Source organism: Streptomyces sp. NPDC031340 (genome assembly GCF_055569945.1).
The window spans coordinates 59,062-85,989 of the sequence record NZ_JBVIIE010000010.1 but is presented as its reverse complement, the minus strand read 5'-3'; the positions used below and the strand labels follow the sequence as shown (position 1 = coordinate 85,989).

The following is a 26,928-nucleotide window of genomic DNA, read 5'->3' as shown; positions in this document are numbered from 1 at the left end:
CCGCGGCGCTACGCGGTGCCGCCCGGCAGCGGGACGGACGACGACCCGGTGGCTCCGCTGCCCGTGGTCTGCCGGACGATCGTGCCCGGTCCGCCACCCGCGCGCAGCCGTCGCCGCACCCCTCGCACCAGCGCGCCCGCCGTGTAGGTGGCCCCGTGCACGAACCGCATCGCCGGGCCGAAGCCCGAGGCCGTGACCAGCCCCGCCATGAACAGGCCGGCGTACGACGACTCGAAGTCCCGTCCCACCTCCGGCGATCCGTCGGCCACCGTGGTCAGCGCCCCGCGCAGGTCGTCCGAGAGCAGGCCCAGCCGGTCGCACCTGGCCGTGAAGCCGGTGGCCGCGATGACGTGCTCGGTCTCCAGGGACCGCTGCGACCCCGCCGCGCCTCCCCGGCCCACCAGGTCCAGCCGGACCCCGCCGGACACCGGCCGGGCCGCCGCGACCTCATGGCCGAGCAGCACGTCCACCGCCGGCTCGACCCGGTCCCGTACCCACCAGGCTCCGGCCGGACCGAGCGCCGTCGCCGCGATCCGGGCGCGCGTCGATTCCGGCAGGCGCCGGAAGAGACCGGGCCGCTCGGAGTAGAACCAGTTCCGCCAGCCGCAGCCCAGGCCGCTCTGCGGTGACCGGACCGTCTGCCACCAGGGGCGTTCCCAGGGCGGCGGCACGTCGTTCCAGCACAGCCGGCCGGCGCGGGCCAGCACCCGTACCCGCGCGCCCTCCTCGGCGAGGATGGCCGCCGTCTCCAGGGCCGCCTGGCCGCCGCCGATCACCGTGACGTCCCGGCCCTGGAACCGGGCCAGGTCGCTGTGGTGGCTGCTGTGCGAGACGAGGGAGGCGTCGAGTCCGCGCAGGGCGGCCGGGATCTCGACGAAGGGCATGACGCCCACCGCGAGGGCCACGGTACGGGCGTGGAGCACCTGCCCGTCGTCCGTGACCGCCTCGAATCCGCCCGGACAGGGCGCCACCCGGGTCACCGTGCGCTCGTCCACCTCCGGTACGGCATGGCGGGCGAACCACAGGCCGTACTCGGCGAACATGTCCAGCGGGATCGGGTGCCCGTGCCGGGCGGTCACGCCCTCGCCCGCGCAGTACACGTCCAGCCGCCACCGCCCTTCGGGGTCCGAGAGGTTGGAGGCCCACGGCTCCGACTTGAGGAACATGCCGCGGGGCATGTTGTCGCGCCAGGACGCCATGGGCCGGCCGAAGACGCGCAGGTTCAGCCCGGCGGCCGCGGCGTGGGACGCGATGGACAGGCCGTAGGGGCCCGCACCCACCACCAGCAGGTCGTACATCAGCAACTGCTCGCTTTCTCGTCGTCGGTCAGGCCGGCGACATCGTTCGGTTCGTTCGGGTCGGTCGGGTGGGTCGGCTGTTCGGTCGGCTGTTCGGTCGGGTGGGTCGGTTCAGGGGGTGAAGGGGTCGGCTGGGTCACCTGGTTCCGGGTCTGGTTCTGGTTCTGTCGGGTCCCGGCCCGGTGGGCCGGCTGGGGGGTGCCGGTCCGGACGGCCGGGCCGGCCAGGCGGTCCCGCAGGCGCCGGGAGACGTGGCGGCCCCACAGCGGCCACAGCGCGCGGCCGGGGGAGGGGTCGTCGGCGGCGTGCCAGGCCAGTTCGCGCCCGGCCGGGGCGGGCCGCAGCGCGGTCAGCGGCGCGTAGTTCTCCACCACGAACTCCCGCCCCGGCACGGGCACCCCCGGGGGCAGCGGCCGGTGTGTCAGGTCCAGGTGCAGGGCGCGGACCACGTCCAGACCGGCCGCGTCGGCGAAGAGGCGGAACTGGGCGCCGGGCCGGGGGTTGAAGTCGAGCAGGTGGTAGCGGCCGGTGGTGCCGCAGCGGCGGAAGTCGAGGTCGAGGATGCCCCGGTAGCCGAGTGCGGCGCTGAGGCGCTCGGACAGCGCCTGCACCTGCGGGTTGGGCGTCCAGCGGCCCACCGCCGTCAGGCCCGCGCCGCGCGGCCAGGACCGCAGCTTGAGGCCGGGTCCGCCGCCGCGCATGCCGCCGGCCCGGTCGGCGTACCCGTGGAAGAACCAGTCGCGGTGCGGCCCGGGCGGCAGGAAGGCCTGCAGCAGCAGCCGGCTGCCCGCCTCCGCCGAGCGCAGGAACAGATCCCGCGCCTCCCGTGCCGAGCCGACCACGACCGTGCTGCGCAGACCGCTGCCGGGGGGCACCAGCCAGGGGCGGCTCCACTTGGCCACCACCGGCAGGCCGAGCCGCCCGGCGTCGGTGGCCGCCTGCCGGGGGCTGTCGGGGACGTGCGTCTGGGGGTGCGGGACGTCCAGGTCCGCGCACACGCCGGCCAGCGCGGCCTTGTCGGCGACGCGTTCGGACAGCGTGGCGGGCAGCGCGGGCAGCAGATAGGAGGGGGCGAGTTCGTCGCGCAGCCGGCCCACCGCGAGGGCGCTCGCGTCGTCCATCGGGATGAGGACGGCCGGGCGCGGGATGTGGGCGGCCACCCGGTGCAGGGTGACGGCGATGTCGTGGGCGGACGCGCCGGGCGGCGGCGGGGGATGGATCTGGCGCACGTAGCGCGACCGGGACAGGGGACTTTCCGTGGTGTCGGCGACCACGTGCACATCGATCCCCGCTCTGCCGAGCGAACGCACGGCGCCGAGCGTGCCGTGGTGAAAGGGATTGCGGTCGATGCGCAGCAGAACGGCCGGCACGCGGGTGTCGAAAAGCGACGCGGACATGGTGTCTTCTCACTCGATAGCCGTAGCGGCGGTGGCGTACTTCCGATTCGTGTGACTGAGTGTCAGTAACAGAAGTTCGGTGATGGACGGCCGGCGCCGGAAATCGAGCGCCGGGGATTCAGTGGCAGGAGATTCAGTGGCGGAGATTCAGTGACGGAAATCCAGCGCAGCACGAGGACGGAGAAGGGAGCAGGAATGGCCACACAGCAGCGGCGCCCTTGGTCCGGGCGGCCGGCCGTCGTCGTGGCGGCGGTCGCCGCGACGGCCGTTCTGGCGTCCGGTCCTGGTTTCGCCGCCGGCTCGGGAACGGATCGGGTCGCCGGTCCTCTCGCTCCCGCGCCGACGTCCCAGGCTCCGCCGCCCGCCGCTGCGGCCTCCGCCACGCCGCCCCCCGCCACCCGGCCGCCCGCCGTGGCGCCGCGGGACGAGGACGTCCCTGCCTTCGGCGCCTACCTCGACTACGGACCCCTCGGCGTGGCGCGCATGGCCGCCCTCAGCCACTGGCTGGGCGGCGCCGAACTGCGCGTCGGCCACACCTATCTGCCCGGCGACCACTGGCGGAACATCGAGGGAGCCCCGGGCTTCCTCGACATGTGGGCGGACTGGCGCACCGAGAAGGCCGACCGGATGCTCGTCCTGAACGTGCCCATGCTGGAGCGCAACGAGGGCGGCGTGCCCGACGACGAGGTGCGCACACTGCTGCGCGAGGGCGCGGCCGGCGCGTTCGATCACCACTTCAGGGTCCTCGCCGAGCGACTGGTGCGGCTGCGGGTGCCGGACACGGTGATCGTGCTCGGCTGGGAGATGAACGGCATCACGTACACCCATCGCTGCGGGCCGGACCCGGAGGCCTGGAAGAAGTACTGGAACAGAATCGTCACCACCATGCGTTCGGTGCCGGGCCAGAAATTCCGGTTCGATTTCGCGCCTACCCGCGGCCGGGACGCCGTTCCCTGGACGCTGTGCTATCCGGGGGACGACACGGTCGACATCATCGGCATGGACGCGTACGACCAGCCGTCCGGACTGTCGTTCGATCAGCAGGTGAAAGAGCCCTACGGACTTCAGGACCACGTGGATTTCGCCAAAGCCCACGGCAAGCCCATTTCCTATCCCGAATGGGGACTCTTCCGCAACGGCGACAACGCCGAGTACATGAAAGGGATGCTCGCCTGGATGGACGAGCACAAACCGCTCTACAACACGCTGAGCGACTACTGCCCGCACGGCGTGTGGCAGTGCGCCGCCAACCCGAGGGCCTCCGCGGTCTACCGCTCCGTGCTCTCCGGACGCACCGGCGACCCGCTCCTTCCGCCCCCGGTGCCCGGCCTGCCCGCCTACCCCGTTCCGGTGATTCCGGTACCGGGCCTGCCCACCCACCCGGCCGACGCACCCGCGCCCCCCGCACCGCCGCGGTCGCCCGACTGCTCGCCGATGGACCTCGGCGAGTGGGTCGAGTACTGGATCGGCGGGAAGGTGTGCCTGCTCCTCGACCGGTGGTCCCGTGACCGGTGACCCCGCGGCGGCGGGACGGTCACGCCCCGCCGCCACCGCGTTCCCTCCACTTCCGCAGGAGCTGCCCGCCGCGGTGCCGGGCGGCGACCGCGCTCACGGCCGCCGCGAGCAGCGGGGCGGTGTGCGGGCGGGCCAGCAGCAGCCGCCGGTTGGCCACCGGTACCGGACGCCAGTGGTGCTTGTACGGCTCGTCGCCGCGCAGCAGGCTCAGCGTGCCGGAGCGGACGTGCTCGGTGCACGCGTCGAGCAGCATCACCGCCACGTCGGCCTTGCGCTGCCGCAGGCACGGATGGGCGCCGTACAGGTAGCCGCCGGTCAGCCGCCGCGACAGCAGCGTCAGGTCGACGGCGACCACGTCGTCGTCGAGCCGGAACTCGGTGACGACCGCGTCCCCGGAGCGCACCATCGGCCCGACCGCCCGCACGAGGTGCTCGCCGAAGCGTGGCCGCAGGTGCTCGGGGGTCACCCTCCGGCCCTCCCACTGCAGCCGGTGCAGCTCCAGCAGCCGCCGCACCGCCTTGTCCACCTCGTCCGGGCCGACGGCATGACGCTCGACGCCGAGCGCGGACAGCTTGCGCAGCTTGGCGCGCACCCGCTGGGCCTTCGCCGACGGCAGCCGGGCGACCAGCTCGTCCATCGGCACGCCGGGCAGCTCCAGGCACAGCGAGTCGTTCATCCGGTGCCGGGGCCCGCGCCAGCGCTCGTAGACCCGCTCGGCCGCGGCGCCGGGCCGCACCTCGCGCAGGTCGATCAGCGCCGTGCCGGCACAGACCGCCAGGGCCCCGCTCAGCGCGGCGACGGCCGCCTCGCCGCGCCCGTCGTCCAGCAGCACGTCGCCGTAGTCGGAGATCGCCCCGCCGAGCGGCACCAGCGCGGGCACCGGACGCCGTACGCGCATCAGCGGCGCCGCCGCCACCAGGTCCGCGCCGTCCCGCACCACGAGCAGCCGCAGCCGGCCGGGCCTGCCGTAGCAGCGCCACCAGGAGTGCAGCCAGGCGTGACTCTGGAACGGGGTCGCCGACGCACACCGCCGGTACAGCCGGTCCCAGTCCGGGGCGAGCCGCGCGAAGGCGGCCTCGTCGGTGACGAGCTGCGTCGTGTACCTCACAGCTGCCCGTGGGAGTCGGCGGCGACGGCCGGACCGGGCACCGCCGCGGACCGTTCCCGCTCCCCCCGCTCCCGCGGCCGGACCAGCAGCACCAGCCCGCCCAGCAGCCCGCCCGCGCTCGCGCCGACCAGACCCGTCACCGTCGCCGAGGGCGAGGACGGCTCGGCCGGTTCGGTGGCGCGGGCGAACGACTCCAGCGTGACGTTGGTGTCGGACTTGGTGTCCTGCGCGTGCCGGGTCACCGCCCGGGAGACCGCGTTGGCCATGTCGGCGGCCAGGTCGGGGCGGGTGGAGGTGGCCGTGATCGCGACCATCGGGGCGTCCGGCGAGGTCGCCGTCCGCACGCTCTCCTTCAGCGTCCGCACCGGCACGCCCGCCCACACCTGAGCGTCCCCGAGCACCGCCAGCTGGGTGGCGACCCGGCCGTAGGCCTGGGCGAAACCGAGCGCGGAGGCCGGGTCGGCGGTCTTCGTCGGCACGGCGACGACATAGCTGGTGGCCGTGTAGGCGGGCGGCTCGGCGAGGCCGTACGCGCCGCCGATCAGGCCGCCGGCGAGGACGCCGGCCGCGAGCACGGACCAGGGCGGCGGCGTCAGGCCGCGGAGGAACGCGACCGCGCGGCGCGTTCCGGCGGGGTGGTCGGTCATGAGGAACTCGCTCCCAGGAGTGAGGGGGTCAACGACGGGGACACCGTGGCCGTGTACACGTCCATCAGCCGTGCGGCGCTGCGGGTGATGCAGTAGTGGCGGGCCGCGTCGGGCGCGGCGCGCGGCCCCGGGTCCCGCGCACGGGCCGCGGCCACGGCGGCGGCGAACTCCGCGGCGCCGCCCCGCACCCGGCGCGCGCCGGACGCCGCGTGCGGCGGCAGGTCCTCGAGCGCCGGGCAGGAGGCGTACAGCACCGGCAGCCCGGCCGCCAGCGCCTCGACGATCGCCAGGCCGAAGGCCTCCTCCGGGGACGGCGAGGCGAGCACGTCCATGGCGGACAGCAGCGAGGGCAGGTCCGGGCCGGGGCTGCCGTCGGGCACGCAGGGGCGCTCGCCGGTGAACAGCACCCGGTCGGCGACGCCGGCCTCGTGGGCGGTGCGCCGCAGGACGTTCTCCTCCGGGCCGCCGCCGACCAGCACCAGCCAGTGGTCGGGCGGCAGCTGCGCCAGCGCCCGGACCAGCACGCCGAAGCGCTTGCCCGCGGTGAGCCGGCCGATGCCGCCGACGACGCAGGCGTCCTCCGGCAGCCCGAGACGCCGGCGGGTGCGGTGGCGCCGGGCCGGGTCGAAGCGGAAGCGGGCCAGGTCGACGCCGTTGGGCACGACCTCGATACGCGGCCCCGGCACACCCCAGCGCCTGAGCCGCTCGGCGACCGTGGGGGAGACGGCGACGGTCCGGCTGCCGAGGCGCTCGCTGGCCAGGTACAGCCCGCGCACCCCGGCACTGAGCCGGCGCCCCTCCATCTGCGAGTCGCCCAGCGAGTGCTCGGTGGCGACGATCGCCCGGACGCCCGCGAGCCGCGCCGCCAGCCGGCCGTAGACGCAGGCGCGGTAGAGGTGGGTGTGCACCAGGTCGTAGCCGCCCTGGCGGATGAACCGCACCAGGCGCGGCAGCGCGGCCAGGTCGCGGTTGCCGGCCATGCCGAGGTGCACCACCCGCACCCCGTCGGCGGCCAGCCCGACGGCGACCGCGCCCGGGTTGGTCAGCGTCACGACGTCGCAGTCGACCGGCAGGTGCCGCAGCAGCAGCCGCAGCTGCTGTTCGGCGCCGCCGACGCCGAGCCCGGTGATGACGTGGAGCGCCCGCATGTCACAGGCCCCCTACGGGGCGGCGGCGCAGCCGGTGCAGCCGGTGCTTGAGGAAGAGGCGCACGGCGGTGTCGTTCTGGCCGATGTGGACACGGGGCAGCGCGTGCGGCCCGGTGAGCGGGCCGGGGTCGATGGCGCAGGCGTACGCGTATCCGGCGTCCCGTACGGCGTCCACCGCGCGCCGGTCGACGGTGCCGTACGGATAGCAGAAACCGGCGACCGGAGCGCCCGTCAGCTCCGCCAGCAGCGAGCGGCTGTCGCGGACCTCGGCGGTGAGGGTGGCGTCGTCCGCCCGGGTGAGGTCGACGTGGGTGAGGCCGTGCGAGCCGATCTCCACGCCCGCGGCGGCCGCCTGCCGGATGCCGTCGGCGGTCAGCAGGGGCTTGCGCGGGCCCAGTGGGTCCCAGGCGTTGTCCCCGCCGAGCCGGCCGGGCAGGACGAACAGGGTGGCGCCGCAGTCGAAGCGCCTGAGCAGCGGCAGGGCCGTGTCGACGAAGTCGGCGTACCCGTCGTCGAAGGTGAGCCCGACCAGGCCGCGGCCCTGGCCGCGGGCGCGGGCGGCCAGCAGGTCGGTCATGCCGACGCCGCGCAGGCCGCGCCGGCGCAGCCAGCGCAGCTGCTCACGGAGCCGCTCGGGCGTCACCGTGATGCGGTACGGGTCGTCCGAGCAGTCGCCCACGGAGTGGTACATCGCCACCCACGGGACGGGGCCCGCGGCGAGGCGTCTGCCGGTGTCGGGGGAGTCAACGGGAACGGCCATCGGTGAGCCTCCGGGTGGCGGAACGGACGAGACGGAGCGCGGGTTCGATGCCCTGGACGTCCAGGGCCCGGCCGAGCAGGACGAAGACGGCGGCCACGACGGCCCCGCCGGTGACGAGTGCGGGCAGGGGGGAGCCGATGCCGTGCGCGGTCAGGGCGCCGGCCGCCGCGGCGGCCAGCGCGGCGCACACCGGCCCGCCGAGCCCGGCGAGCACCTCACGGCCGCGGATCGGCACGCCCCGGGGGCCGCCGGCCGGACCGGCCAGCAGCAGGGCGGCGGTGAGGGTGATGCCGGCCGCGTTGGCGACGGCGATGCCGCACACCCCCCAGACCTCCACGGTCGCGGCGCCGAGGCCCGAGGTCAGGAGGATGCCGGCGCCCATGGCGCCGGCCGGGTACCAGGTGGGACGGCCCGCCGAGAAGTAGGAGCGGACCAGCACGCCGACCAGGGTCTGGCCGAGCAGGCCGAGCGCGTACACGCGCATCACGCCGGCCGTGGCCGCCGTGTCCGCCGTCGTGAACGCGCCACGCTGGAAGAGGAGTTCGACGATCTGGGGCGCGCAGGCGAGCACCGTGGCGGTGCCGAGCAGCACCAGGCAGGCGGCCAGCGCGACGTCCCGCTCCACCCGGTCGCGGGCCCGCTCGGTGTCGCCCTCGGCCAGGGCCCGGGCGACGACCGGGAAGGTCACCGTGCACAGCATCAGCGACAGCACCATCGGCATCTGGGCGACCTTCTGGGCGTAGTTCAGGTGCGAGATGGCGCCGGCCGGGAGGCGCGAGGCGAAGAAGCGCTCCACGAGGGTCTGGGACTGGCGGCACAGCGCGAAGAACAGGACGGAGCCGACGAGGCCGAGGTCCATCGGACGCGGTTCGTCCGCCCCGGCGCCGCCGGCCAGCGCCTTCCCGCGCAACTGCCGCCACAATGCCGGGAGTTGGACGGCCACCATCAGGCAGCCGCCCGCCGCGACCCCGGCCGCCGCCGAACGCACGCCCCACCGCCCGCCGAGCACGAGCATCCCGGTGATGATGCCGGTGTTGTAGGCCACGTAGATCGCCGCCGGGGCCAGGAAGCGGCGGTGTGCCCGCAGGGCCGCGCTGCAGTACCCGGCCAGGCCGAAGCTCAGCACACAGGTCGCCGTCAGCCGGGTGCAGTCCACCGCGAGGGCGGGATCGGGCAGGCCCGGGGCGAGGGCCTCGACCAGGTAGGGAGCGGTGCCGACGAGCAGCGCGGACACCGCGACCAGGGCCAGCGACAGGCGGGGCAGCGTGGCGGCGACCAGGGCGCGCACCGGGTCGCCGGGAGCGCCCTGCGCGCGGCGGGCCAGGGCCAGGCTGAACGCCGGGATCAGCGCGAACGCCAGCCCGTCCTCGATGAGCAGCGTGGAGGCGAACTCCGGCACCGTCCAGGCCACCAGGAACGCGTCGGTCTCGCTGCCGGCCCCGAACAGCCGCGCCAGCGCCTGGTCCCGCACCAGCCCGAGCAGCGCCCCGGCGACCGACAGCGCGGCGGTGACCAGCGCGGCCTTGGCCAGGAAACGGCGGGAGACGGAGGAGCCGGGGGAGGAATCCGAGGAGGCGGGGGAGGCCGGAGCGGTGGGCGAGGCCACAGGTGCCGGGGCGGTCTCCGGGGCCGTGTGGCCGGGGGCGTGGGGGTCGGCGGGGGCCGGGGCGGGGTCGTGCAGGGCGGTGGGGGTGCGCGGTGCGGGAGGCGGCGGCTTCGGCGTCATCGGGCGGCCGCCTCCTCGGCCGGTGCCGGGGCCGGCGCGTCCGGCGCGGTGCCGTCCGCGCCGCCGTCGGCCAGCGCCCACCAGGCCACCAGCCCGAAGCACACCGCCGTCAGCACCGTCGACGGCCCGCCGATGTCGGCGTAGGCGAAGTCGACCAACTGCCAGACCAGCAGCCCGCAGGCGACGAGCCCGCAGTCCAGCCCGCGGCCGCTGCCGTGCGCCCGCCGCAGTCCCCGCAGCGCGCACACCAGCAGCGCCACCCAGCTGCCGACCAGGGCGAGGACCCCGAGCAGGCCCTGTTCGGCCAGCACCAGCAGGTACATGTTGTGCGGGGACAGCAGCGGCTGCCTGCGGAACGCGGCGCCCGCGCCCTCCGTGTCGCTGGCCGACGACAGCGCCAGCGAGGCGTGCGCGTCCCGGTAGTCGGGGAAGCCCTTCAGCCCCACGCCGGTCAGCGGGCGCTCGCGCCACATGTCCACGGCCGCCGCCCACATGGTGTACCGGTCGACGACCGACTGGTCGGGCGTGTCGGTGACCTGCGCGATGCTGCCGATGCGCTCCTGCAGCGGCGTCGTACCCGCCCCGAACCCGCCCACCAGGACCACGCCCGCGGCGACCAGGGCCGCTCCCACCCGCAGCGCCCGCCGCAGCCCGGACAGCACGAGCAGCACGCAGCAGGTGACCGCCGACGCGATCCACGCCCCCCGGCTGAAGGACAGCGCGAGCGGCAGGACCAGCGCCGCCGCGCACCCGGCCGCCACCGCCCGCTGCCGTACCGGGCTCCGGCCCAGCGCCAGACCCAGCGCGCTCACCAGCCCGAAGGAGACGACCGTCGCCATGCCCATCACGTCCGTCGCCCCGAAGGTGCCCACGGCCCGGATGTCCTCGCCCTGGTAGGAGGCGCCGGTCCCGGTGAGGTACTGGTGCACGCCGATCGCCCCCTGCCACCCGGCGAACCCCACCAGCGTCCAGGCCAGCAGCCGGAAGTCGCGCCGGCCGCGGATCAGCAGCAGGACGGCGGCCGGGACGAGCACGAAGACCTGGAGGTAGCGGCCGAGGCCGGTGATCCCGGCGTCCGCCGACGCGGCCCCCGCCGCGGCGACCGCCAGGCCGAGCACCGGCAGGCCCAGCACCACGCCGGCGGTACGCGTGAGGGGTCGCCGGCGCTGCCGTACCAGACCGATCGCGCAGAGGGCGACCACCAGCCCGGAGAGCGCGTCGGCGGGACGGGCCCCGCCCGCGCCGCCCGGCCCGGCCGGCAGCGCGAGCACGGCGATCACCGCCGGCACCGACAGCAGGGGAGCCAGCGAGCGGACCCGGGGCAGGGAGACGGGCAGGACCAGGCTCATCGGCTTAGCTCCCGGTGGGACGCACGATGGCGACAGCGGTGCGCAGCAGGATGCAGACGTCCTGCCACAGCGACCAGTTGTCGATGTAGGCGTTGTCGAAGCGGGCCCGGTCCTCGATCGAGGTGTCACCGCGCAGACCGTGGATCTGGGCGAGCCCGGTGATGCCGGCCCGCATCCGGTGGCGGGCCGCGTAGCCGGGGTAGGTCTCGCTGAACTGCGCGACGAAATAGGGGCGTTCGGGGCGCGGACCGACCAGGCTCATGTCGCCCAGGAAGACGTTCCACAGCTGGAGCAGCTCGTCCAGCGAGGTGCGCCGCAGGAACCGGCAGAACCACGACATGCGCTCCTCGCCCGCCACGCTCCACCGGGTCGCGGACTCGTGCTCGTCGGCCGGGCGGTGGGTGCGGAACTTCAGCAGGGTGAAGGGGCGGCCGTCCTTGCCGATGCGCTCCTGCCGGAAGACCACGCCGGGTCCCTCGCCGAGCCGCAGCGCCACCGCGCACACCAGCAGCAGCGGGCTGACCAGCAGCAGCAGGGTCCCCGACACCGTCACGTCCAGCATCCGCTTGCCCACGTCGCCGCGCCGCCGCCGCGCGCCCAGGTCGAGCCGTCGGCAGGCGAACCCGGCGAGCTGCTCGCGGCTCGCGTACGCCGGGGAGTCCGCGTCGACCTCCCACACCGCGCATCCGCACTCGGCGAGCGCCACCAGCAGCGGCCCGTGCTGGGTCCGCACCGACGGGTGCACGGTGAGCACGTCCCGCACGCCGTTCTGGATGAGGGCCCGCTGCACCTCCTCGCCCGTCGTGAGCACCGGCAGCCCGTCGGCGCCGTCGGACTCCTCGGACACGATGCCCACCGGCCGCACCCCGCAGCCCGGGTTGCGCAGCACGGCGGTCGCCACCCGGCGCGCGGTCGGCGCGGGGCCGACGACCAGGGCGGCGTGCGGCCGGCGCAGCAGCGCGACGCGCCGCCGCCAGTGCACCAGGCCGCGGCCCGCGCAGGCCGCCGCCGACTGGAGCAGGAAGCCCAGCAGCAGGATGCGCGCGGACAGCGCGTGCCATGGGGCGTACGCCGCGACGAGCGCCGCCGGCGTCGTCCAGGCCACGGCGATCCGGCCGCAGACGCCGGGCAGTTCGTCCAGGACGCCGGTCACCGGCCGGGTGGGGCGCGGGCGCAGCAACAGCGTCCCGGCCACCAGCAGGGCGGTGAGCAGCAGGCGGTGCCGGGTGCCGACGAGCACGACCGCGCCGAGCGCCGCCGCCGTGAGGTCCACGGCGAGCAACAGCACGGGCGAGGCGGGCCGCGCCGACGCGCGGGGGGTGGGGAGACGGAGGCCGGCGGCGGCGCCGGGCGGCGGTGGCAGGAGCGAGAGCGGGGAGGATCCCGGGTCCCGTGGCTGGCCACCGGGGGAGGGGACGGTGCTTTCCGCGGTCACGAGTGAATGGACTCCCTGCACTCGGTGGGCTCGACGCTTTGGGTCGTTCGGTTCGCATGCGGGCCGTCCCGGCCCGCACCGGCCCCCGCTTCTTCGACGGCGGCCCCCGCTTCTTCGACGGCGGCCCCCGCTTCTTCGACGGCGGCCCCCGCTTCTTCGACGGCGGCCCCCGCTTCTTCGACGGCGGCCCCCACTTGTTCGAGGGCGGCCCCCGCCTGCTCGCAGACAGGTCCCGCCTGCACGGCGGCAGGTGCTGCCTGTGCGGCGGCAGTTGCCGTCTGTGCGGCGGCAGACGTCGCCTGTGTGGCGGTAGCCCCCGCCTGTACGGCGCTGGGCCGCGCCCCCTTGTCGCCGGGCTCCGCCTGCTCGACGCCGGGCTTCGCCCGCTTGGCTGTCTGCCCTGCTCCGTCGGGAATGGGCTCTGCCTGCTGGGTGCTGGGCGTCGCCGTCTTGGCTGTGTGCGCTGCCCCCTCGGCGATGGACTGGGCTTGCTCGGTGCTCGGGCCCGCACCCTTGGTGCCGGACCCTGCCCCCATGGCACCTGCCCCCACGGCGCTGGCCCCCACGGCGCCTGCCCCCACGGCGCTGGGCCCCGCCCCTTCGGCGGCAGGTACCGCCGACACGGCGGATGGCGCCGCCTGCACCGTGGCGGGTACCGCTTCCACGGCGGTGGGCGCCGCCTGCACCGCGGCGGGTACCGCTTCCACGGCGGTGGGCGTCGCCCGCACCGCGGCAGGCACCGCTTCCACGGCGATGGGCGCCGCCCGCACCGCGGCAGGCACTGCCTGTACGGCGGCAGGATCCACCTGCACGGCGATGGGCGCGACCCCGAGCAGGTCGCGGTACACGTCCGTCACCGCTGCGGCCGCGTGCCGCACGTCGTGCGTGGACAGGACGTGCCGACGCCCCCGGTCCCCGAGCGACTCGCGCAGCGGCGGGTCGAGCAGCAGCCCGGCGATGGCCGCGGCGAGTGCCACCGGGTCCTCGGGAGGCACCAGGCAGCCGGACACGAGCTCCGGCGGCAGGCTCTCCCGGGCGCCGTCCACGTCCGTCATGACCACCGCCCGCCCGCACGCCATCGCCTCCAGCGGAGCGAGCGCCATGCCCTCCCAGCGCGAGGGCAGCACGACCAGGTCGGCGGCCTGGTACCAGGGGACGGTGTCGGCGACGGCCCCGGCGAACAGCACGGAGGCGGGCGCGCGGGAGGCGAGCGGCGCCCGGTCGGGGCCGTCGCCGACGAGCGCCAGACGGGCGTCGGGCACCCGCTCCCGCACGGCGTGCCACGCGTCGAGCAGGACGTCCTGGCCCTTCTGCCGGCACAGCCGCCCGACGCACACGACGAGCGGGGCCGCCGGATCGACGCCCGGCAGCAGCCCGGCGCGCACGGCGCCCACGGCGGCCGGACGCCACCGCCCCGGATCGATCCCGTTCGGCACGACGCTCCACCGGGCGGCGACCCCGGCGCGTACCCCGGTCGCACGCTCCGCGTCGCTCACACACACCACCCGGGAGGCCCAACGCGCCCCCCAGCGCTCCCACTTCAGCGCGAACGCCGCGGTGATCCCGCCGACCGCCTCGAACGACCAGGCGTGCGGCTGGAACACCGTCGGGATCCGCCCGCGCACGGCGAGCCGTCCGGCCAGGCCCGCCTTCGCGCTGTGCGCGTGCAGCAGATGCGGCCGCACGTCCTCGATCAGGCGGGCCAGCCGGCGTACCTCGCGGCCGAGGGCCGGTCCCGGCGAGCGGGTGGCCTGCCAGCGCCGTACGTCGGCGCCCAGCGAGGCCAGCCCGGCGGCGAGCGGGCTGTCGGGGCAGGCGACCGTGACGTGCAGGCCGGCCGCGAGCTGGGCCCGCGCCAGGTCGGTCACGACTCGGGCCACCCCGCCGTCCACCGGCTGGGTGACGTGCAGGACCCGGGTCCGCGGGGCCGTTGCTGACAGGTGCATTGCGCGAATACCTCGCTCACGGGTGGCGCCGGTGGCTGCGGGCGGTAACGCGCCTCACCGCGGTGCGTCGACGGCGGCGAAGAGCACGCCCGCCCACACCACGTCCCGCGGGGAGAGAAGCCGGAAGGCGAGCCCGTCACCGCCGGGCCGCAGCGCCTTCCCGAGATCGAACACATCGGAGTCGTAGCCGAGGGTGTTGGCGTACGACGGCACGCGCGTCGACCGGATCGCGGCCGGCTCGGAGATCGTGGAGTTCAGCACGTCGTCGCGCGGGTTGGCGGCGTCCGTCAGCGGCGTGGCGGTTGAGCCGCCGGCCGTCACGGTCAGCGTGTCGCCGGTGATGCCGCGGTCGCCGTCGTAGGTGACGAGCCCGGCCCGGCCGGCGGCGTTCTGCGGGAACCGCACGTCGCGCAGCCGGATCTGCCGGCCGGACTTGGGGTCCAGCGGCTCGAAGCCGTCCCACACGGCGAGGTTGCGCAGCGGTTCCGCCTGGTTCTCGTACGCCACCACCAGCGTCCAGCCGCCCCACGCCCCGGCCGACGACTTCCCCATGGCCGTGTTGACCTGGGCCACGGTCCACAGGCCCGAGCCGCTGTCCCGGACCAGCCGGGTGACGTCCGCCGAGGCCTGGAAGGCGTCCGCGCCCCGGGCCACCCGGTGACCGACGACCGAGTCGGCGAGCACCTCCTTGTACTCGCCGCCGGGCTCGGCGACCAGCACCCGCCCGTTGTCCGCGGGCGGCTTCTGCTCGCCCACCCGGAGGTTGCCGCCCCAGTACAGGCGTGCGTACGACACCCGGGAGCCTTCCGGCAGGCGGACCTCGGCGCTGGAGGAGTTGTAGGTGTTCGGGTCGTCGTCGACGTCGACGTAGAACATGTCGAAAGCGCCGTTCACCGCGGTGGCGCCCTGGCGCACCGCCGGACAGTCGGGCTCGGTGCCCAGGGGCGTCTCGACGCGGCAGCTGATGGTCGCGTTGGCCGCGCGGACGATGCCGCCGTGCTGCACCGCGCGGTACCGCTCGGTGAACGCCAGCCGCTCGGCCTCGGGAGCGGGGGGTGCGGTCGGCGCGGCGGCGCAGACGGGAGCGCACAGCGCTCCGAGGGCGAGGACGCCTACCGTCGCACGGCGCAGCAGCGGAACCGGGGAATTGCGCATGACCGGCATGGCCCTTTCGAGGACTCGGGGACTCGGGGACTCGGGGAGGGATTTGGGGAGTTCGGGGATTTGAGGAGCTCGGGGAGCTCGGGGAAAGCGAGTGCGAAGTGCTGGCCGCACGGATGTGTAAGTAGGCCAGCAGCTCTACTCATTATGCGTATAAACCGGATCGAAACCGACAAGTGTGTCGTAGGGGTCGAGCCCGGGCCCCCGTCAGATCACTCGTTCGGCGGCTCAACCCGCCTGCCGGGATGCGCGTTGACATCGCGTCGGGCATGTCCGCCCGGATGTCAGCGTCAACACCGAGGAGCACCTCTCCATGTCCCGTATCGCGAAGGGTCTGGTCCTTACCTCCGCCGCCGTCGCGGCCGTCGCCGGCACCGCCGGTCTCGCCTCCGCCGACTCCGAGGCGGAGGGCGCCGCGCTGCACTCCCCGGGCCTTCTGTCGGGCAACCTCGTGCAGCACCCGCACCACACGCAGATCAACTTCTGCGGCAACACCGGTCATTTCTTCGGTCTGCTGAACCCCGCGTTCGGCAACAAGTGCCTCAACGGCTGACGCCGACGCCTGCTGCCGCGCGCGCCGCACGGCGCGTCACGCCACGCCTGGCCGGCCGCCCGCCCGGGAAACCCCGGGAGGGCGGCCGACGTGCGTCGCGCACGGGCGGAGCGTGGCGCGCCGATACCGGACGGGGCGTCACTCCGACGCCATGCGCCGCTCGTTCGGGTGGACTGCGGAAAGTCTCCGTGCACGGGGTTTCCGGCGCGGCAGGGAGTCGTTGAACACGGCGCCACCGTTCTCGCCGGCGACGTCTGTCGCCGAAGAAAGGATCCCGATCCCGATGAAGTCCCTGAAGGCCGCCGCCGTCGTCGCCGGTACCGTCGCCCTCGCCGGCGCCGCCGCGCCCGCGTACGCCCTCGACTCCGCCGCGCCCGCGTACGCCCACGACGCCGCCGGCATGACGCCCACCAGCCTCAACGGCGCGGTGAACACGCTCACCAAGGGCCGCATCGACCCCGTCGACGCGACGCCGCTGCACCACCGGTCGGACGCTGTGGACACCGAGAACAAGGACTCCCTGCTCCACACCGTGCAGGGCACCACGAACAAGCTGAACGGCAAGGGACTCCTCGGTGGTCTCCCGCTGGGGCGCTGACGTGCCGCCCCGTCGCTCCCTCGTCCGTGGGGACGCGGGGCGGGCCGTCACTCGGTCGGTCGCCAGGCACCCGGCCGCGTCCGGGGCCGGGTCCGTCGGCAGCGGCGCGCGGTGACCTCGGCCCCACGTGAGAACCACGTCCCCCGGGCGGCCGACCCGGGCACGCTCGTGGTGATGGCCTGGAGCGCCGAGGCCCCCGACGGCGACATGCCCTACCTGCTCGCCTACTCCCTCGGGGACGCCCCGGGCGGCCCCGAGGCCGCGACGGCCGCCGTCGAGCGGCTGCTGGAGGACAACGGCCTGCCCGCCGACGGGGACGTCGTCGACGGCGCCGCCAGACCGGACCTGCCGGTCGGCCTGGTCGTCGAGGGCGACCACGCCGTCGTCACCATGGTCGGCTTCAGCGCCCGGTGCCTGCCGCCGCGGGAGTGGCTCGCCGCGGTCGCCGAACGCGGCTACGCCTACTTCCTGTTCACCACGCGCCCCTGGCCACGGGCCGAGCCCGGCAAGGCCGTCGCGCCCGAGGCGCTGGCAGCCTTCGCCGGCGCCGAGGAGACCCTGAACGCGGCGGCCCACGTCGTCCTGCCGGCCCACGACCCGCGCGACTGAGGCGACTGACGCCGGGACTGTCCCCGGACGCCCCGCCGCCCCCGCCCGCAGTCGACGCCGGCCGCCGAACCGGGCCCCGGCCCGGGCCTGTAGCCAACCGAGCCACGTTCGGACCTGTCCTGTAGCCAACCGGGCCACTCCCTGGCCGTTCGACGGTGACCGCGCGGGGCCATGGACGGTTACCGCTGTGGACACCCGAAACGGACGAGGAGCGAGCCATGGTCGTCGGCGTCGGCGCAGTACCGGTGGGCAGCCGCCCCGGAGCGGAGGAACGGGCGAGAGGCGGGCCCGACGGCGGCACCCGGCGGGAGGTGCTGCGCGGGCTGCTCGCCCCGGCCGTCGTCCTCGCGCTGGCCCCCGTCGCCGCCTCCCGGCCCCCGCACACCCGGCCGGGCCCCGCGGAGCCCGCGGAGGCCGGATTCGACGAGACGTACCGGGGCCGCCGTATCCGCGGCGTCAGGATCCCGCTCGCCGCGCCCGCCGACGGTCGCCGCGGCGACGACGCCGAGTGGCAGGTGACCGTGGACGGCCGCCCGCTGCACCTGATGCGCCGCGCCGACGGGACCTGGCTGACCATGGTCGACCACTACCGCTCGTACCCCACCCCCCTCGACGCGGTCCGCGGGGCCGTCGACGAACTCGGGCCCCGGGAACGGCTGCGCTACTTGGCGCCGGGGCCGATGAGCGAGGGCCACCCGCACACGGGGGGCGGCCATGGCGTACGTGCGTAAGAACGTCAGCACCCTCACGCCCGCCGAGCGCCGACGGTTCGTACAGGCCCTCCTGGAGGTCAAACGGCGGGGTGAGTACGACGAATTCGTGCGGACGCACCTCGAGTACTACACCGCCGACGGCGACGACGGCCTGCGCACCGCCCACATGGCGCCCTCCTTCCTGCCCTGGCACCGCATGTTCCTGCTCGAACTGGAGCGGGCGCTGCGCCGGGTGGACCCGTCGGTCACGGTGCCGTACTGGGACTGGACCCGCGACCGTGTGAAGACGTCGGTGCCCTGGACCGCGGACCTCCTCGGCGGCGACGGACGCCGTTCGGACCGTCAGGTGACGACCGGGCCGTTCGCCTACGCGGAGGGCAACTGGACCCTCACAGAAGGCGTGACCGACGGCGCGTTCCTCACCAGGGACCTCGGACGCGCCCGCGACCCGATGGAACTGCCGACCAGCGGTGAGCTGGAACAGGCGCTCGACGACCCGGTCTACGACACCGCGCCCTGGAACTCCACGGTCACCAGCGGGTTCCGCAACAAGCTGGAGGGGTGGGGGACCGGCCGGGGCAGCGCCTCCTGGCACAACCACAACCGCGTGCACCGGTGGGTGGGCGGGGTCATGCTGGGCGGCGCCTCCGTCAACGACCCCGTCTTCTGGCTGCACCACGCCTTCGTCGACCTGCAGTGGACCCGCTGGCAGCGCCGCCACCCCGGCGCCCGCTACCTGCCGGCCACGCCGCCCGGGCCCGGCGACGCACAGCACGAGCGGATCGTCGCCCGGCACCAGAGGATGCCGCCGTGGGACGTCACACCGGACGAACTGGAGGACGTCAGCGGGGTCTACCAGTACGCGTGAGGCGCGGCGGGGTGCGGTGCGATGGCCCCTGCCGTGCGGCGCGGTGCGCCTGCCGTGCGGCGCTGTCCGGCGCGCCTGCGGACGGGCGGAGCCCCGGCGCTCGAGGTGCCGGGGCTCCGGGTGCGCGTGGACGGAGCCGTGCGCGGGGTGAGGGTGTTACGGACGTCAGCCGCCGTAACCGTTCTGCTGGTCCTTGTGCTGGTCCTTGTGCTCGTCCTTGTGCTCGTCCTTGTGGTGCTCCCTGTGGTGGCCGCCGTCGTTGACGCAGACCTGGCCGAAGGCCGGGTTGAGCAGGCCGGCGCCGAGGGTGTTCCCGCAGAAGTTGATCTGCGTGTCGATGGGGGCCTGGATGACGTTCCCCGACAGCACGCCGCCGGAGCCGACGGCCGCGCCTTCGGCACCGGCGTCAGCCATGGCGAGGCCGGTCCCGCTGAGGACCACGGCACCCGTGCCGAGGATGACAGCGGCTGCCTTCGCGATGCGAGACATCACGTTCTCCTTATGACTCGGTGAGTGCGCCGGCACCGCTCGCCGCCGCACTTCCCGTTCAACGCCGCCGCTCACGGGTGGTCACGGCATTTCCCCTTGTGTCACCCCTTTCGGCCGTGGGGCGCGGCCATGGGGCCGGTCCGAGGGCGTGCGGCGGGTCCGAGGGACGGAGAACAGGAGAGGAAGACGAGCCCGGCGGTCAGCCGAGCCGCCGTACCGGCGCCCCGTCCAGGAAGGCCCGGATGTCCTCCACGGCGTGGCCGTAGTACGTCTCGTAGTTCGCGCGCGACACATAGCCCAGGTGAGGAGTGGCGAGCAGACGCGGCGCGGTGCGCATCGGATGGCCGGTGGGCAGGGGCTCGGTGTCGAAGACGTCGACGCCGGCCCCGGCGATGCGGCCCTCGTGCAGGGCGGCCAGCAGCGCGTCCTGGTCGACGATCGCGGCCCGCGAGGTGTTGACCAGATAGGCGGTGGGCTTCATGAGAGCCAGCTCGGCGGGACCGAGCAGACCGCGGGTGCGGTCGCCGAGGGCGAGATGGACGGAGACGAAGTCACTCGCGGTCAGCAACTCCTGCATGGATGAAGCGAGTTCGACTCCCACCTCATCGGCACGCTCCTGGGTGAGATGCCGGCTCCAGGCGCTGACGCGCATGCCGAAGGCGAGGCCGACCTGGGCGACCCGGCTGCCGATCTTCCCCAGACCGAGCAGCCCCAGCCGGCGGCCGTGCAGGTCGGCGCCCACCGTGCTCTGCCAGGGGCCGCCCGAGCGCAGGGCCGCGTTCTCCGTGACGATCCCTCGGGCCAGGCCCAGCAGCAGCGCCCGGGTCAGCTCCACGGGCGGCGTCGGGGAACTCCCGGTGCCGCAGACGGTGACGCCGTGCGCCTCGGCGGCGGCGTAGTCGATGACGCTGTTGCGCAGGCCGGAGGCGACGAGCAGCTTCAGCCGGGGAAGCCGCGCGAACAGCTCCGCCGGGAAGGGGACGCGTTCGCGCAGCGTGACCACGATGTCGAAGTCGGCGATGGCGGCGGCGAGTTGCTCCTGACCGTCGAAGTGCTCCGGGAAGCTGACGACGTCCACTCGGTCGGCCACCGCGGACCAGTCGGCGAGTTGCGTCGCCACGTTCTGGAAGTCGTCGAGCACAGCGCAGCGCAGCCGCACGGGATCCCCTTTCCGATGCACGTCAACCTGTCGGCAGGTCAGTAATAGTCGCGCATCAACTCGGTGGCCCAGCCGGGCTGGCTGGTGGGGCCCTGGGGGCCGAACTCGGCCATGTACGGCTTGACGTCGAGCACGGGCGAGCCGTCCACGGCGTCCAGGCCCTGGACGTGCAGGTCGAGTCCGGTCACGCGCAGCAGACGGCAGCGGGAGACGCCGAGGCGGTTGGGGCGGTTCTTGCCGCGCTGGGCGAAGATGCCGACGGCGGGCCAGTCGGCGTTGCCGCGCGGACGGCGGGCGCCCGACTCGATCCGGTCCGGCGGCACGCGGTCGAAGTGGTAGACGACCTCGAGGTGCGAGAACGCGTCCAGACCGGCGACCGCGTCCGGACCGAAGCGGTCGGCGTCCAGCCGGACGACCGACGTCACCTCGCCCCACTCGTCGTCCCTGACCTCCGTCCGCCCCCCGATCACCCACCCGACGGGACGCACGACCAGCTCGGCGGGAGTGCTGCTCACGGGCATACGGCATGCCTTTCGTCGCGGGGACCCGGGGCGGGACCGTCCGCCCACGGTACCGAGCCGGCGACGGAGGCGTGGGCCGTCCGGCCGAGGGGGACCCAGTGATCGTCACGCCCACGGCCCGGCGCCCGGCTGGATGCGCGGGGCAGGCCCTGGCCGACCGCACCCAGCCAAAACGAGGACAACTCCCCGTTTAAATGCTATGGTCGCCCCCCATCCTAAATGGGGAGCACTCCCCACTTCATTCTCGGGAGTCGCCGATGCACACCCAGCACCCCACCGTCCGGCTCGCCGACCTCACCGACGACTTCACCGTCGACCCCTACTCCGCCTTCACCGCGCTGCGCTCCCGCGGACCTGTCCACCACGTGCGTTTCCCCACCGGGGACGAGTCGTGGCTGGTGATCGGGCATGAGGAAGTGCGCGCCGCGTTCGCCGACCCGAGACTGCGCAATGACGTGCGGCACTCCGCCGACTTCGAGGACGACGGGCTGTACGCCGTGGGGCGCAACATGCTCCAGGTCGATCCGCCCGATCACACCCGCCTGCGGACGCTGGTGGCCCGTGAGTTCACCGCCCGCCGCGTCCAGGCGCTGCGGCCCCGCATCCAGGAGGCGGCCGGGGCGCTCCTGGACGCCATGGTCGCCGACGACCGTGCCGACCTTGTGGCCGCGTACGCCTATCCGCTGCCGCTCACCATCATCTGCGAACTGCTGGGCGTGCCGGACGTGGACCGGGCTGCCTTCCGGGCGTGGTCCACCAAGGTCGTCGCGATCGACGACGCGGAGCAGTCCGCCCGCGCCGCGCAGGAGATGGCCGCATACCTCGCGGGGCTGGCGGAGGAGAAACGGCGGCTGCGGGACGCGGCGGAGAGCGATCTGCTGCACGCCCTGGTCCGCACCCACGACGGGGACGGCACCGACCAGCTCACCCCGGAGGAACTGCTCGGCATGGCCTTCCTGCTGCTCGTCGCAGGGCACGAGACCACCGTCAACCTCATCGCCAACTCCGTCCACCTGTTGCTCTCTCATCCCACGCAGCTCGGCGCCCTCCGCGCCGACCCCGAGTTGCTGGCAGGCGCCGTGGAGGAGACGCTCCGCTTCGAGTCGCCCGTGCCGGCGGGCGCCTACCGCTACACCGCCGAACCGGTCACCCTCGGCGGCGCCCGGATACCGGCGGGTGCGCGTGTCGTGCTCTCCATCGCCGCCGCGAACCGCGACCCCGCGCGCTTCCCCGACCCCGAACGTTTCGACCTCCGCCGCGATCCGGCCGCGACCCGCGCCCACCTCGCCTTCGGCCACGGCCTGCACCACTGCCTGGGCGCCCCGCTGGCCCGCCTGGAGGCGACCCTGGCCCTGCGCGCCCTGCTGGACCGCTTCCCCCGCCTGGCCTTCGACGGCGACGGCACACCCCAGTGGCGCACCAGCCTCATGCGGAGCCTGCGAGAACTGCCGGTGCGCTGGCCGGCATGAGCCCCCATGAGGCACCTGCCCGATCCACCCGGGGAGCTCCCGCGCATACGGTTCCGCAGACAGCACGCCCGACCGCAGAGGCACCCTGAACACGCCCCCGAGAGCGCCCCCGGCAGTCGCCGAGCCCCACATGCAGGGCGGTAGCATCCGTACCGGGGAGCGCTCTCCGGCACTCCCCACACTCTCCGGCACTCTCCCGGACGGGGGCTGGACGGAGATGGAGGAGGCACGATGGGCGGCCGAGCGCCGACCGGGCGCCGCGACGCCGTGCGCAACCGGAAGCTGCTGACACAGACGGCCCGCGAGGTCTTCGCCGAACAGGGGCTGGACGCTCCGCTCGACGTCATCGCTCGACGCGCTGGCGTGGGCAACGCCACCCTCTACCGCCACTTTCCGACCCGCGCCGCGCTGGTGGACGAGGTCTTTCGTGATGCCCTCACCGAGACGATGGCCGCCGGCGCCCGAGCCCGCACCGCCGAGGACGCGTGGACCGGTCTGACGCAGTACCTGCACACCGTGTTCTCGACACTGGCCGCGGACCGCGGCACCAACGACCTCATGACCACGAGCCTGGAAGGCGTGACCTCCCTGGAGGCCGTCCACGCCCACAACCGCGACACCGTCGCGGACCTGCTCCGCCGCGGCCAGGCGCAGGGCACCCTTCGCCCGGACCTCACCACCGAGGACGTCCTCTTCGCCCTCGCGGCACTGGGCCGGGTCGTACCTGCCCTGAGCGCCGTCGCGCCGGACGGCTGGACCCGCCCGCTCGCCCTGCTTCTCGACGGCTTCCGCGCCCACCCGGCCGCGCCCGCCCTGCCCGAACCACCCCTGACCCCGGCCCAGTTCGGCACCGTACTCATCGAACTCGGCCCGCACCGGAGGCATTGAGAGGGCGATCCCTCCGGGGCGAAGGCGCCCTTGTCCGTCAAGGAGACTTCCGAGGCTGACTCTGACGCCCGCGTTCCCAGCCCACGTCTCCGTCAGCCGCAAATCGCTGCTGCGCCGCACAGGTGTCGGCGCCGGGGCCCCTACCTGTTCTGCCTTTCCGTCTTCCTGATCCGCAGAAGGTGTACGGCTCCAGTAATCCAGCTCAGGAAGAGCAGGCCGATAGCGGACTCAAGCATCTGGACCCAGCGGTCGCCGTCGGTGATCAACTCGGAGAGGTAGATACCTGCGTCAAGGCTCCCCATCGCGAAGAAGAACACCGAGGCCGTACCAAGGGACCGTCGTCTCTTGCCGATTCTTGCTCCCACCTGGACATTCCGCATGCCGCTCATGATGAGTGCCATCGGGCCGCAGAGCTACACGCCAGCAGACTGTCGTGATCATGGTAAGCGTTCGACGTGAAGCGACGGCCGGTCGAGCCCCCAAGGCGTGCTGGCCAGCCTCCGTGAAGTACGTGATCCGACGGGGCGTCCTGCGGACCACCCCTCCGTGCGGCAGCCCAACGGACGAACAACTCCAGCCGGGTGATCTGCTGTTCGCTGTCATTCCCGGGGGACCTTTGGTTGATCACCGTGCCTCGTGCCGCCCTGGCTCGTGCAGATGGAGGTCCCGCGTGGCGTGAGTCGGTGACGGGCGGTGGGTGTCCGCGACGGAGCGGAACCACCTTGGCCTCCGGCGCGGGGCAGAGCAGGGCGGACGGGGCACTACCGGTCGTGCAGGATCTCGGGCCGGGTGACGGGCACGATGGTGATCAAGTCGTCCAGGCCCTTGAAGTCGTCGGGGTTGGTGGTGAAGAGGGGGAGTCCCTCGGCGGCCGCGACGGCGGCGATCATCAGGTCGGCCACACGGCGACGGGGCTTGCGGCCTGCGGAGACGACGGCGGCGCAGATTCTGCCGTAGATGCGGGCCGCCTCCACGGCGAAGGGGATGGGATCGAACTCGTTCTCGGCGCGCTGCAGGATGTCCGTACGGCGGGCCCGCTCGGCGTGTTCGTCGTAGTCGCTCTGCTCGCTGCCGGCGCGTACCTGGTGGGGGCCTGCAGAGAGTTCCGCGAGGGTGATGGCGCTGATGGCCATCTCGGCAGGCAGCTCGTCGGCGTCGATCCACTTGCGCAGGATCATGATGTTGGTGTCGAGCAGGCCTTGCTCGTACTCAACGGGCATACGGGTCGTTCAACTCCTGCTCGGCGGCGGCGTCCTGGTCGTCGCGGAAGGCGTCCAGAGACATGTCAGGGGCGGTACGTGACATGGCCGCGAACTCGGCACGGGGAACGAAGCGGCGACGGCGGCGGAGCGGGATCAGCTCGCCGACACGATGCCCGTCGCGGGTGACGGTGAACGCCTGTCCTCCCTGGACGGCGTCCATGATCTCTTTGGAGCGGGTGCGCAGATCGCGCTGAGTGATCTCCGGCTGCGCTGTCATGCTGTCCACGATAACGAAGGTGTGCTACCCGGTGCCACACCGTTACCCGCACCGTGTCGTCGGACGGAGCCAGGGTTCCTTCGGCAGCGGTGCCGGAAACAACCCCACGGTGAGGTATTTGGGCACCGTGGAGGGGGAGGTGTCGACGATGACGGCGGCGGCGAATTCGGTACGCCAGTCCCCGCTGAAGGTGGACCCGGCGACGGACAAATTGATCAGCCAGGGCGCCCATTTCCTGGGGCTGACGAAGAAGGACCTCGTGGCCGAGGCGGTCCGGGTGTATCTGGGGCAGCGCCGTGAGGATCTGCGGTCCGGCATGGTCGAGGCGCTCAGTGTGCTGGATGGGTCGCTGAAATCGGATGTGGTGCTGCTGACCGGACTGACCGCGGAGGAGATCGACGCGGTCGGGGGAATCGGGGAGTGAGCGGACCCGGCCCGGTGCGCCCGGCCCGCCCTGCGCTGCTTACGCGAGGATTTGTGCCTCGCGGTGCCGCCGGTCACGGCGCCGCTGGACGAGATCGACCACCCGGTGCCGGCCAAGGCTTCAGGCTGTCGGAGTGTTCCGTGTTGTAGCGAGCCCGGGCACCTACCTCGCCGTCCGGATCACCGGCTCCGTCCCGCCGAGCCTGACCGTGCTGATCCTGCGCAACGTCCCCGGCTGCGAGGCTGAGGGCTGGTATCCGGAATACGCCCTGCCCGAGCGGGACCTGCTCCCGGCTGAACAGGCGTGGTCCAACCTCATGGGCCCACGCGCGGCCGCCCAGGTGCTGGCCGAGGAGGGGTAGCCAGGCCCTGTCAGCGCCAACTGCGACCTGGATATCGGGCATGCACCCACGGTGTGGACAGTCAGGGCGCTTGCTCTCGCGGCGATGTGCATCCAGACATCAAAGAATCCTCACGCGTTTCGGCAGAGGAGAGGGTGATTGCGCCCCCGGCAGGACTCGAACCTGCGGCCAAGCGCTTAGAAGATGCGGGCACAGCCCTGCGGTGCGCGCTGCCTGGCTGGCGCCGCTGCCGCGGGTGACCGCCGACGGCTACTGCCGTCCGCCGTCGTTGCCGTCACCGCTGCCGTCAGTGTCGCCGACGCCTACGAGTCGGAGACGTCCCGTGGCGCGACCTGTACTCGGCTGACTACGGGTGCCTTCGACGTGGCCCGAACCTCGAACATCGCCAACAGCTCCTCAGGTGGCGAGACACCGTCGGAGGCACCGAGGGCGGGCGACCTTCGGTGCGGGAGGTTGCCCCTCTGTGCCCCAAGAGCCGGCAGGGACCGGTTACCCTTCCCCGACATGAAGATCGTGATCCGGTCCTTCCTTACCCTGTTCTTCGTCGTCTGTGCCATCGGCGGCTTGCTCAGCGTCGTAAATGGACACGACGCCACAAACATCATCCGTGGCCTGGTCGTCACTGCCCTGTTCTCGTGGTGGGCCTGGGGCAGTTGGAAGAGAGCGTCTCGCCCCCGGGCCCCGGGGAAGGGCCCGTATCGAAGAACCGCACCGTAGGCCTTGGCGGCGACGATGACCCTGCTGCCCGACACCTCCGAGAGCCGCGTGACGTATGCCGCTGCATGAGAACCACTGGAAGCACGAAGGCTATGTCTTCTTGCCCTGGGTCTTGTCGGGGATCTTGGTGAGCTGGGTTTTTGCTGGTCGGGGGGGCTCGTGCGCCTGGTGGTCGTCGTTGGTCGTCATTGGCCACTGTTGAGCGGCCTCGGACGGCCCAGGGAATGGCCCAACTTTGGTGCACTTTGCTGACGGTCGGCACCTTCGATGGCCCCGTCTGAACCTCAGCCAACGGCAGCCAGCCACGACGGCGGGTCCGCCGACCACCCAGGCACGCGTGTGCATCGCTGCACCCCCACCGGCCTCAGCCACGCTGTCTGTACTGTCGAACAGAGCAAGCCAGGACGGCCGGTCGGCGGCGACGGTGCCTGAGCCCTCAGCTTGGGATGCTGCGGGCATCGCGGGCCTGCTGTAGGCGCTGACCTGCTCGAGCGGCCGGTTCTCGGCCTCTGCGGGACCGGCCGCCTTGACCCTGATTTCCCGCTGTTCCCCGCTCGATCTGGTGCGCTTGTGGGTGCAGGCACGGCCGG

26 protein-coding genes and 1 pseudogene are annotated in these 26,928 nt (G+C 73.8%); 10 read left to right on the top strand and 17 right to left on the bottom strand.

Going from position 1 to position 26,928, the window contains the following annotated elements:
- Positions 1-8 precede the first annotated feature (8 nt).
- Entirely contained in the window at positions 9-1,298 is a 1,290-nt protein-coding gene (locus tag ACZ5GT_RS09850; protein ID WP_469018361.1) for an NAD(P)-binding domain-containing protein, read from the bottom strand.
- A complete protein-coding gene (locus ACZ5GT_RS09845; RefSeq protein ID WP_469018034.1) occupies positions 1,298-2,695 on the bottom strand; it encodes a carboxylate--amine ligase in 1,398 nt (465 codons plus the stop codon). Before ACZ5GT_RS09845 ends, ACZ5GT_RS09850 begins: the two co-directional genes overlap by 1 nt.
- Before the next feature lie 195 nt (positions 2,696-2,890).
- On the opposite strand from ACZ5GT_RS09845, the gene ACZ5GT_RS09840 reads away from it, so the two are divergent.
- Positions 2,891-4,210, top strand: coding sequence for a glycoside hydrolase family 26 protein (locus ACZ5GT_RS09840; protein ID WP_469018031.1), 1,320 nt, complete (start codon positions 2,891-2,893; stop codon positions 4,208-4,210).
- A gap of 19 nt (positions 4,211-4,229) precedes the next feature.
- Here ACZ5GT_RS09840 and ACZ5GT_RS09835 read toward each other — a convergent pair whose 3' ends face one another.
- The 9 genes and pseudogenes from ACZ5GT_RS09835 to ACZ5GT_RS09795 all read right to left on the bottom strand — a co-directional run bounded on the left by ACZ5GT_RS09835 (position 4,230) and on the right by ACZ5GT_RS09795 (position 15,484).
- Complete coding sequence (locus ACZ5GT_RS09835; protein WP_469018028.1) at positions 4,230-5,318, bottom strand: GNAT family N-acetyltransferase; 1,089 nt, start codon at positions 5,316-5,318, stop codon at positions 4,230-4,232.
- The gene (locus ACZ5GT_RS09830) at positions 5,315-5,965 is read right to left on the bottom strand and encodes a YveK family protein (RefSeq protein ID WP_469018025.1); all 651 of its coding nucleotides are present in this window, start codon (positions 5,963-5,965) and stop codon (positions 5,315-5,317) included. The genes ACZ5GT_RS09835 and ACZ5GT_RS09830 overlap by 4 nt, the downstream gene beginning before the upstream one ends.
- Complete coding sequence (locus ACZ5GT_RS09825) at positions 5,962-7,113, bottom strand: glycosyltransferase (protein WP_469018018.1); 1,152 nt, start codon at positions 7,111-7,113, stop codon at positions 5,962-5,964. Before ACZ5GT_RS09825 ends, ACZ5GT_RS09830 begins: the two co-directional genes overlap by 4 nt.
- Position 7,114: 1 nt before the next feature.
- Positions 7,115-7,873 carry a polysaccharide deacetylase family protein gene (locus tag ACZ5GT_RS09820; RefSeq protein WP_469018012.1) on the bottom strand — a complete coding sequence of 253 codons (759 nt, stop codon included), beginning with the start codon at positions 7,871-7,873 and terminating at the stop codon, positions 7,115-7,117.
- Positions 7,857-9,599, bottom strand: a complete 1,743-nt coding sequence (gene murJ / locus ACZ5GT_RS09815) for a murein biosynthesis integral membrane protein MurJ (protein WP_469018008.1) — start codon at positions 9,597-9,599, stop codon at positions 7,857-7,859. The genes ACZ5GT_RS09820 and murJ overlap by 17 nt, the downstream gene beginning before the upstream one ends.
- Entirely contained in the window at positions 9,596-10,948 is a 1,353-nt protein-coding gene (locus ACZ5GT_RS09810) for an O-antigen ligase family protein (RefSeq protein WP_469018005.1), read from the bottom strand. The genes murJ and ACZ5GT_RS09810 overlap by 4 nt, the downstream gene beginning before the upstream one ends.
- Before the next feature lie 4 nt (positions 10,949-10,952).
- Entirely contained in the window at positions 10,953-12,383 is a 1,431-nt protein-coding gene (locus ACZ5GT_RS09805; protein WP_469018001.1) for an exopolysaccharide biosynthesis polyprenyl glycosylphosphotransferase, read from the bottom strand.
- A gap of 827 nt (positions 12,384-13,210) precedes the next feature.
- Positions 13,211-14,329: pseudogene (locus tag ACZ5GT_RS09800) on the bottom strand (glycosyltransferase); the annotation flags it as partial.
- A gap of 54 nt (positions 14,330-14,383) precedes the next feature.
- A complete protein-coding gene (locus ACZ5GT_RS09795; RefSeq protein ID WP_469017998.1) occupies positions 14,384-15,484 on the bottom strand; it encodes a DUF3344 domain-containing protein in 1,101 nt (366 codons plus the stop codon).
- 319 nt (positions 15,485-15,803) lie between these two features.
- On the opposite strand from ACZ5GT_RS09795, the gene ACZ5GT_RS09790 reads away from it, so the two are divergent.
- The 5 genes from ACZ5GT_RS09790 (at position 15,804) to ACZ5GT_RS09770 (ending at position 18,831) form a co-directional block, all read left to right on the top strand.
- The gene (locus tag ACZ5GT_RS09790) at positions 15,804-16,043 is read left to right on the top strand and encodes a chaplin (protein ID WP_469017993.1); all 240 of its coding nucleotides are present in this window, start codon (positions 15,804-15,806) and stop codon (positions 16,041-16,043) included.
- Between the two features lie 283 nt (positions 16,044-16,326).
- Positions 16,327-16,641 carry a hypothetical protein gene (locus tag ACZ5GT_RS09785; protein ID WP_469017990.1) on the top strand — a complete coding sequence of 105 codons (315 nt, stop codon included), beginning with the start codon at positions 16,327-16,329 and terminating at the stop codon, positions 16,639-16,641.
- A gap of 111 nt (positions 16,642-16,752) precedes the next feature.
- Complete coding sequence (locus tag ACZ5GT_RS09780; protein WP_469017987.1) at positions 16,753-17,250, top strand: DUF5949 family protein; 498 nt, start codon at positions 16,753-16,755, stop codon at positions 17,248-17,250.
- A gap of 218 nt (positions 17,251-17,468) precedes the next feature.
- Positions 17,469-17,981: a tyrosinase family oxidase copper chaperone gene (locus ACZ5GT_RS09775; protein ID WP_469017984.1), complete on the top strand. Its 513-nt coding sequence runs from the start codon at positions 17,469-17,471 to the stop codon at positions 17,979-17,981.
- Positions 17,965-18,831 carry a tyrosinase family protein gene (locus tag ACZ5GT_RS09770; protein WP_469017981.1) on the top strand — a complete coding sequence of 289 codons (867 nt, stop codon included), beginning with the start codon at positions 17,965-17,967 and terminating at the stop codon, positions 18,829-18,831. The genes ACZ5GT_RS09775 and ACZ5GT_RS09770 overlap by 17 nt, the downstream gene beginning before the upstream one ends.
- A gap of 165 nt (positions 18,832-18,996) precedes the next feature.
- On the opposite strand, the gene ACZ5GT_RS09765 is transcribed toward ACZ5GT_RS09770, so the two are convergent.
- The 3 genes from ACZ5GT_RS09765 to ACZ5GT_RS09755 form a co-directional block, all read right to left on the bottom strand.
- On the bottom strand, positions 18,997-19,320 hold the full coding sequence (locus ACZ5GT_RS09765) for a chaplin (RefSeq protein WP_469017978.1): 324 nt from the start codon (positions 19,318-19,320) through the stop codon (positions 18,997-18,999).
- A 199-nt stretch (positions 19,321-19,519) separates the two neighbouring features.
- Positions 19,520-20,479: a D-2-hydroxyacid dehydrogenase family protein gene (locus ACZ5GT_RS09760; protein WP_469017973.1), complete on the bottom strand. Its 960-nt coding sequence runs from the start codon at positions 20,477-20,479 to the stop codon at positions 19,520-19,522.
- A 38-nt stretch (positions 20,480-20,517) separates the two neighbouring features.
- Positions 20,518-21,000, bottom strand: coding sequence for an SAM-dependent methyltransferase (locus ACZ5GT_RS09755; RefSeq protein WP_469017970.1), 483 nt, complete (start codon positions 20,998-21,000; stop codon positions 20,518-20,520).
- A gap of 257 nt (positions 21,001-21,257) precedes the next feature.
- On the opposite strand from ACZ5GT_RS09755, the gene ACZ5GT_RS09750 reads away from it, so the two are divergent.
- Positions 21,258-22,469 (top strand): cytochrome P450 family protein, encoded by a 1,212-nt coding sequence (locus tag ACZ5GT_RS09750; protein WP_469017966.1) that lies wholly within the window; start codon positions 21,258-21,260, stop codon positions 22,467-22,469.
- A 231-nt stretch (positions 22,470-22,700) separates the two neighbouring features.
- Positions 22,701-23,357 (top strand): TetR/AcrR family transcriptional regulator, encoded by a 657-nt coding sequence (locus ACZ5GT_RS09745; RefSeq protein WP_469017963.1) that lies wholly within the window; start codon positions 22,701-22,703, stop codon positions 23,355-23,357.
- A 140-nt stretch (positions 23,358-23,497) separates the two neighbouring features.
- Here ACZ5GT_RS09745 and ACZ5GT_RS09740 read toward each other — a convergent pair whose 3' ends face one another.
- From ACZ5GT_RS09740 to ACZ5GT_RS09730, 3 genes are all read right to left on the bottom strand, one after another.
- On the bottom strand, positions 23,498-23,737 hold the full coding sequence (locus tag ACZ5GT_RS09740) for a hypothetical protein (RefSeq protein ID WP_469017960.1): 240 nt from the start codon (positions 23,735-23,737) through the stop codon (positions 23,498-23,500).
- 381 nt (positions 23,738-24,118) lie between these two features.
- Entirely contained in the window at positions 24,119-24,577 is a 459-nt protein-coding gene (locus tag ACZ5GT_RS09735) for a PIN domain-containing protein (RefSeq protein ID WP_469017957.1), read from the bottom strand.
- Complete coding sequence (locus tag ACZ5GT_RS09730) at positions 24,567-24,836, bottom strand: type II toxin-antitoxin system Phd/YefM family antitoxin (RefSeq protein ID WP_469017954.1); 270 nt, start codon at positions 24,834-24,836, stop codon at positions 24,567-24,569. Before ACZ5GT_RS09730 ends, ACZ5GT_RS09735 begins: the two co-directional genes overlap by 11 nt.
- 148 nt (positions 24,837-24,984) lie before the next feature.
- Here ACZ5GT_RS09730 and ACZ5GT_RS09725 point away from each other — a divergent pair, with 148 nt between their 5' ends.
- Both ACZ5GT_RS09725 and ACZ5GT_RS09720 read left to right on the top strand, forming a co-directional pair.
- On the top strand, positions 24,985-25,260 hold the full coding sequence (locus tag ACZ5GT_RS09725) for a hypothetical protein (RefSeq protein ID WP_469018358.1): 276 nt from the start codon (positions 24,985-24,987) through the stop codon (positions 25,258-25,260).
- 133 nt (positions 25,261-25,393) lie between these two features.
- A complete protein-coding gene (locus ACZ5GT_RS09720) occupies positions 25,394-25,621 on the top strand; it encodes a hypothetical protein (RefSeq protein WP_469017951.1) in 228 nt (75 codons plus the stop codon).
- The last annotated feature ends 1,307 nt before the right edge of the window (positions 25,622-26,928 follow it).

What these genes read in the sequence shown, in the direction of transcription:
- ACZ5GT_RS09725 (WP_469018358.1), top strand. Translation starts at nt 24,985, where the DNA reads ATGACGGCGGCGGCGAATTCGGTACGCCAGTCCCCGCTGAAGGTGGAC.
- ACZ5GT_RS09740 (WP_469017960.1), bottom strand. Translation starts at nt 23,737, where the DNA reads ATGCGGAATGTCCAGGTGGGAGCAAGAATCGGCAAGAGACGACGGTCC.
- ACZ5GT_RS09825 (WP_469018018.1), bottom strand. Translation starts at nt 7,113, where the DNA reads ATGCGGGCGCTCCACGTCATCACCGGGCTCGGCGTCGGCGGCGCCGAA.
- ACZ5GT_RS09750 (WP_469017966.1), top strand. Translation starts at nt 21,258, where the DNA reads ATGCACACCCAGCACCCCACCGTCCGGCTCGCCGACCTCACCGACGAC.
- ACZ5GT_RS09795 (WP_469017998.1), bottom strand. Translation starts at nt 15,484, where the DNA reads ATGCGCAATTCCCCGGTTCCGCTGCTGCGCCGTGCGACGGTAGGCGTC.
- ACZ5GT_RS09735 (WP_469017957.1), bottom strand. Translation starts at nt 24,577, where the DNA reads ATGCCCGTTGAGTACGAGCAAGGCCTGCTCGACACCAACATCATGATC.
- ACZ5GT_RS09745 (WP_469017963.1), top strand. Translation starts at nt 22,701, where the DNA reads ATGGGCGGCCGAGCGCCGACCGGGCGCCGCGACGCCGTGCGCAACCGG.
- ACZ5GT_RS09810 (WP_469018005.1), bottom strand. Translation starts at nt 10,948, where the DNA reads ATGAGCCTGGTCCTGCCCGTCTCCCTGCCCCGGGTCCGCTCGCTGGCT.
- murJ (WP_469018008.1), bottom strand. Translation starts at nt 9,599, where the DNA reads ATGACGCCGAAGCCGCCGCCTCCCGCACCGCGCACCCCCACCGCCCTG.
- ACZ5GT_RS09730 (WP_469017954.1), bottom strand. Translation starts at nt 24,836, where the DNA reads ATGACAGCGCAGCCGGAGATCACTCAGCGCGATCTGCGCACCCGCTCC.
- ACZ5GT_RS09840 (WP_469018031.1), top strand. Translation starts at nt 2,891, where the DNA reads ATGGCCACACAGCAGCGGCGCCCTTGGTCCGGGCGGCCGGCCGTCGTC.
- ACZ5GT_RS09850 (WP_469018361.1), bottom strand. Translation starts at nt 1,298, where the DNA reads ATGTACGACCTGCTGGTGGTGGGTGCGGGCCCCTACGGCCTGTCCATC.
- ACZ5GT_RS09775 (WP_469017984.1), top strand. Translation starts at nt 17,469, where the DNA reads ATGGTCGTCGGCGTCGGCGCAGTACCGGTGGGCAGCCGCCCCGGAGCG.
- ACZ5GT_RS09820 (WP_469018012.1), bottom strand. Translation starts at nt 7,873, where the DNA reads ATGGCCGTTCCCGTTGACTCCCCCGACACCGGCAGACGCCTCGCCGCG.
- ACZ5GT_RS09770 (WP_469017981.1), top strand. Translation starts at nt 17,965, where the DNA reads ATGGCGTACGTGCGTAAGAACGTCAGCACCCTCACGCCCGCCGAGCGC.
- ACZ5GT_RS09785 (WP_469017990.1), top strand. Translation starts at nt 16,327, where the DNA reads ATGAAGTCCCTGAAGGCCGCCGCCGTCGTCGCCGGTACCGTCGCCCTC.
- ACZ5GT_RS09755 (WP_469017970.1), bottom strand. Translation starts at nt 21,000, where the DNA reads ATGCCCGTGAGCAGCACTCCCGCCGAGCTGGTCGTGCGTCCCGTCGGG.
- ACZ5GT_RS09790 (WP_469017993.1), top strand. Translation starts at nt 15,804, where the DNA reads ATGTCCCGTATCGCGAAGGGTCTGGTCCTTACCTCCGCCGCCGTCGCG.
- ACZ5GT_RS09765 (WP_469017978.1), bottom strand. Translation starts at nt 19,320, where the DNA reads ATGTCTCGCATCGCGAAGGCAGCCGCTGTCATCCTCGGCACGGGTGCC.
- ACZ5GT_RS09830 (WP_469018025.1), bottom strand. Translation starts at nt 5,965, where the DNA reads ATGACCGACCACCCCGCCGGAACGCGCCGCGCGGTCGCGTTCCTCCGC.
- ACZ5GT_RS09845 (WP_469018034.1), bottom strand. Translation starts at nt 2,695, where the DNA reads ATGTCCGCGTCGCTTTTCGACACCCGCGTGCCGGCCGTTCTGCTGCGC.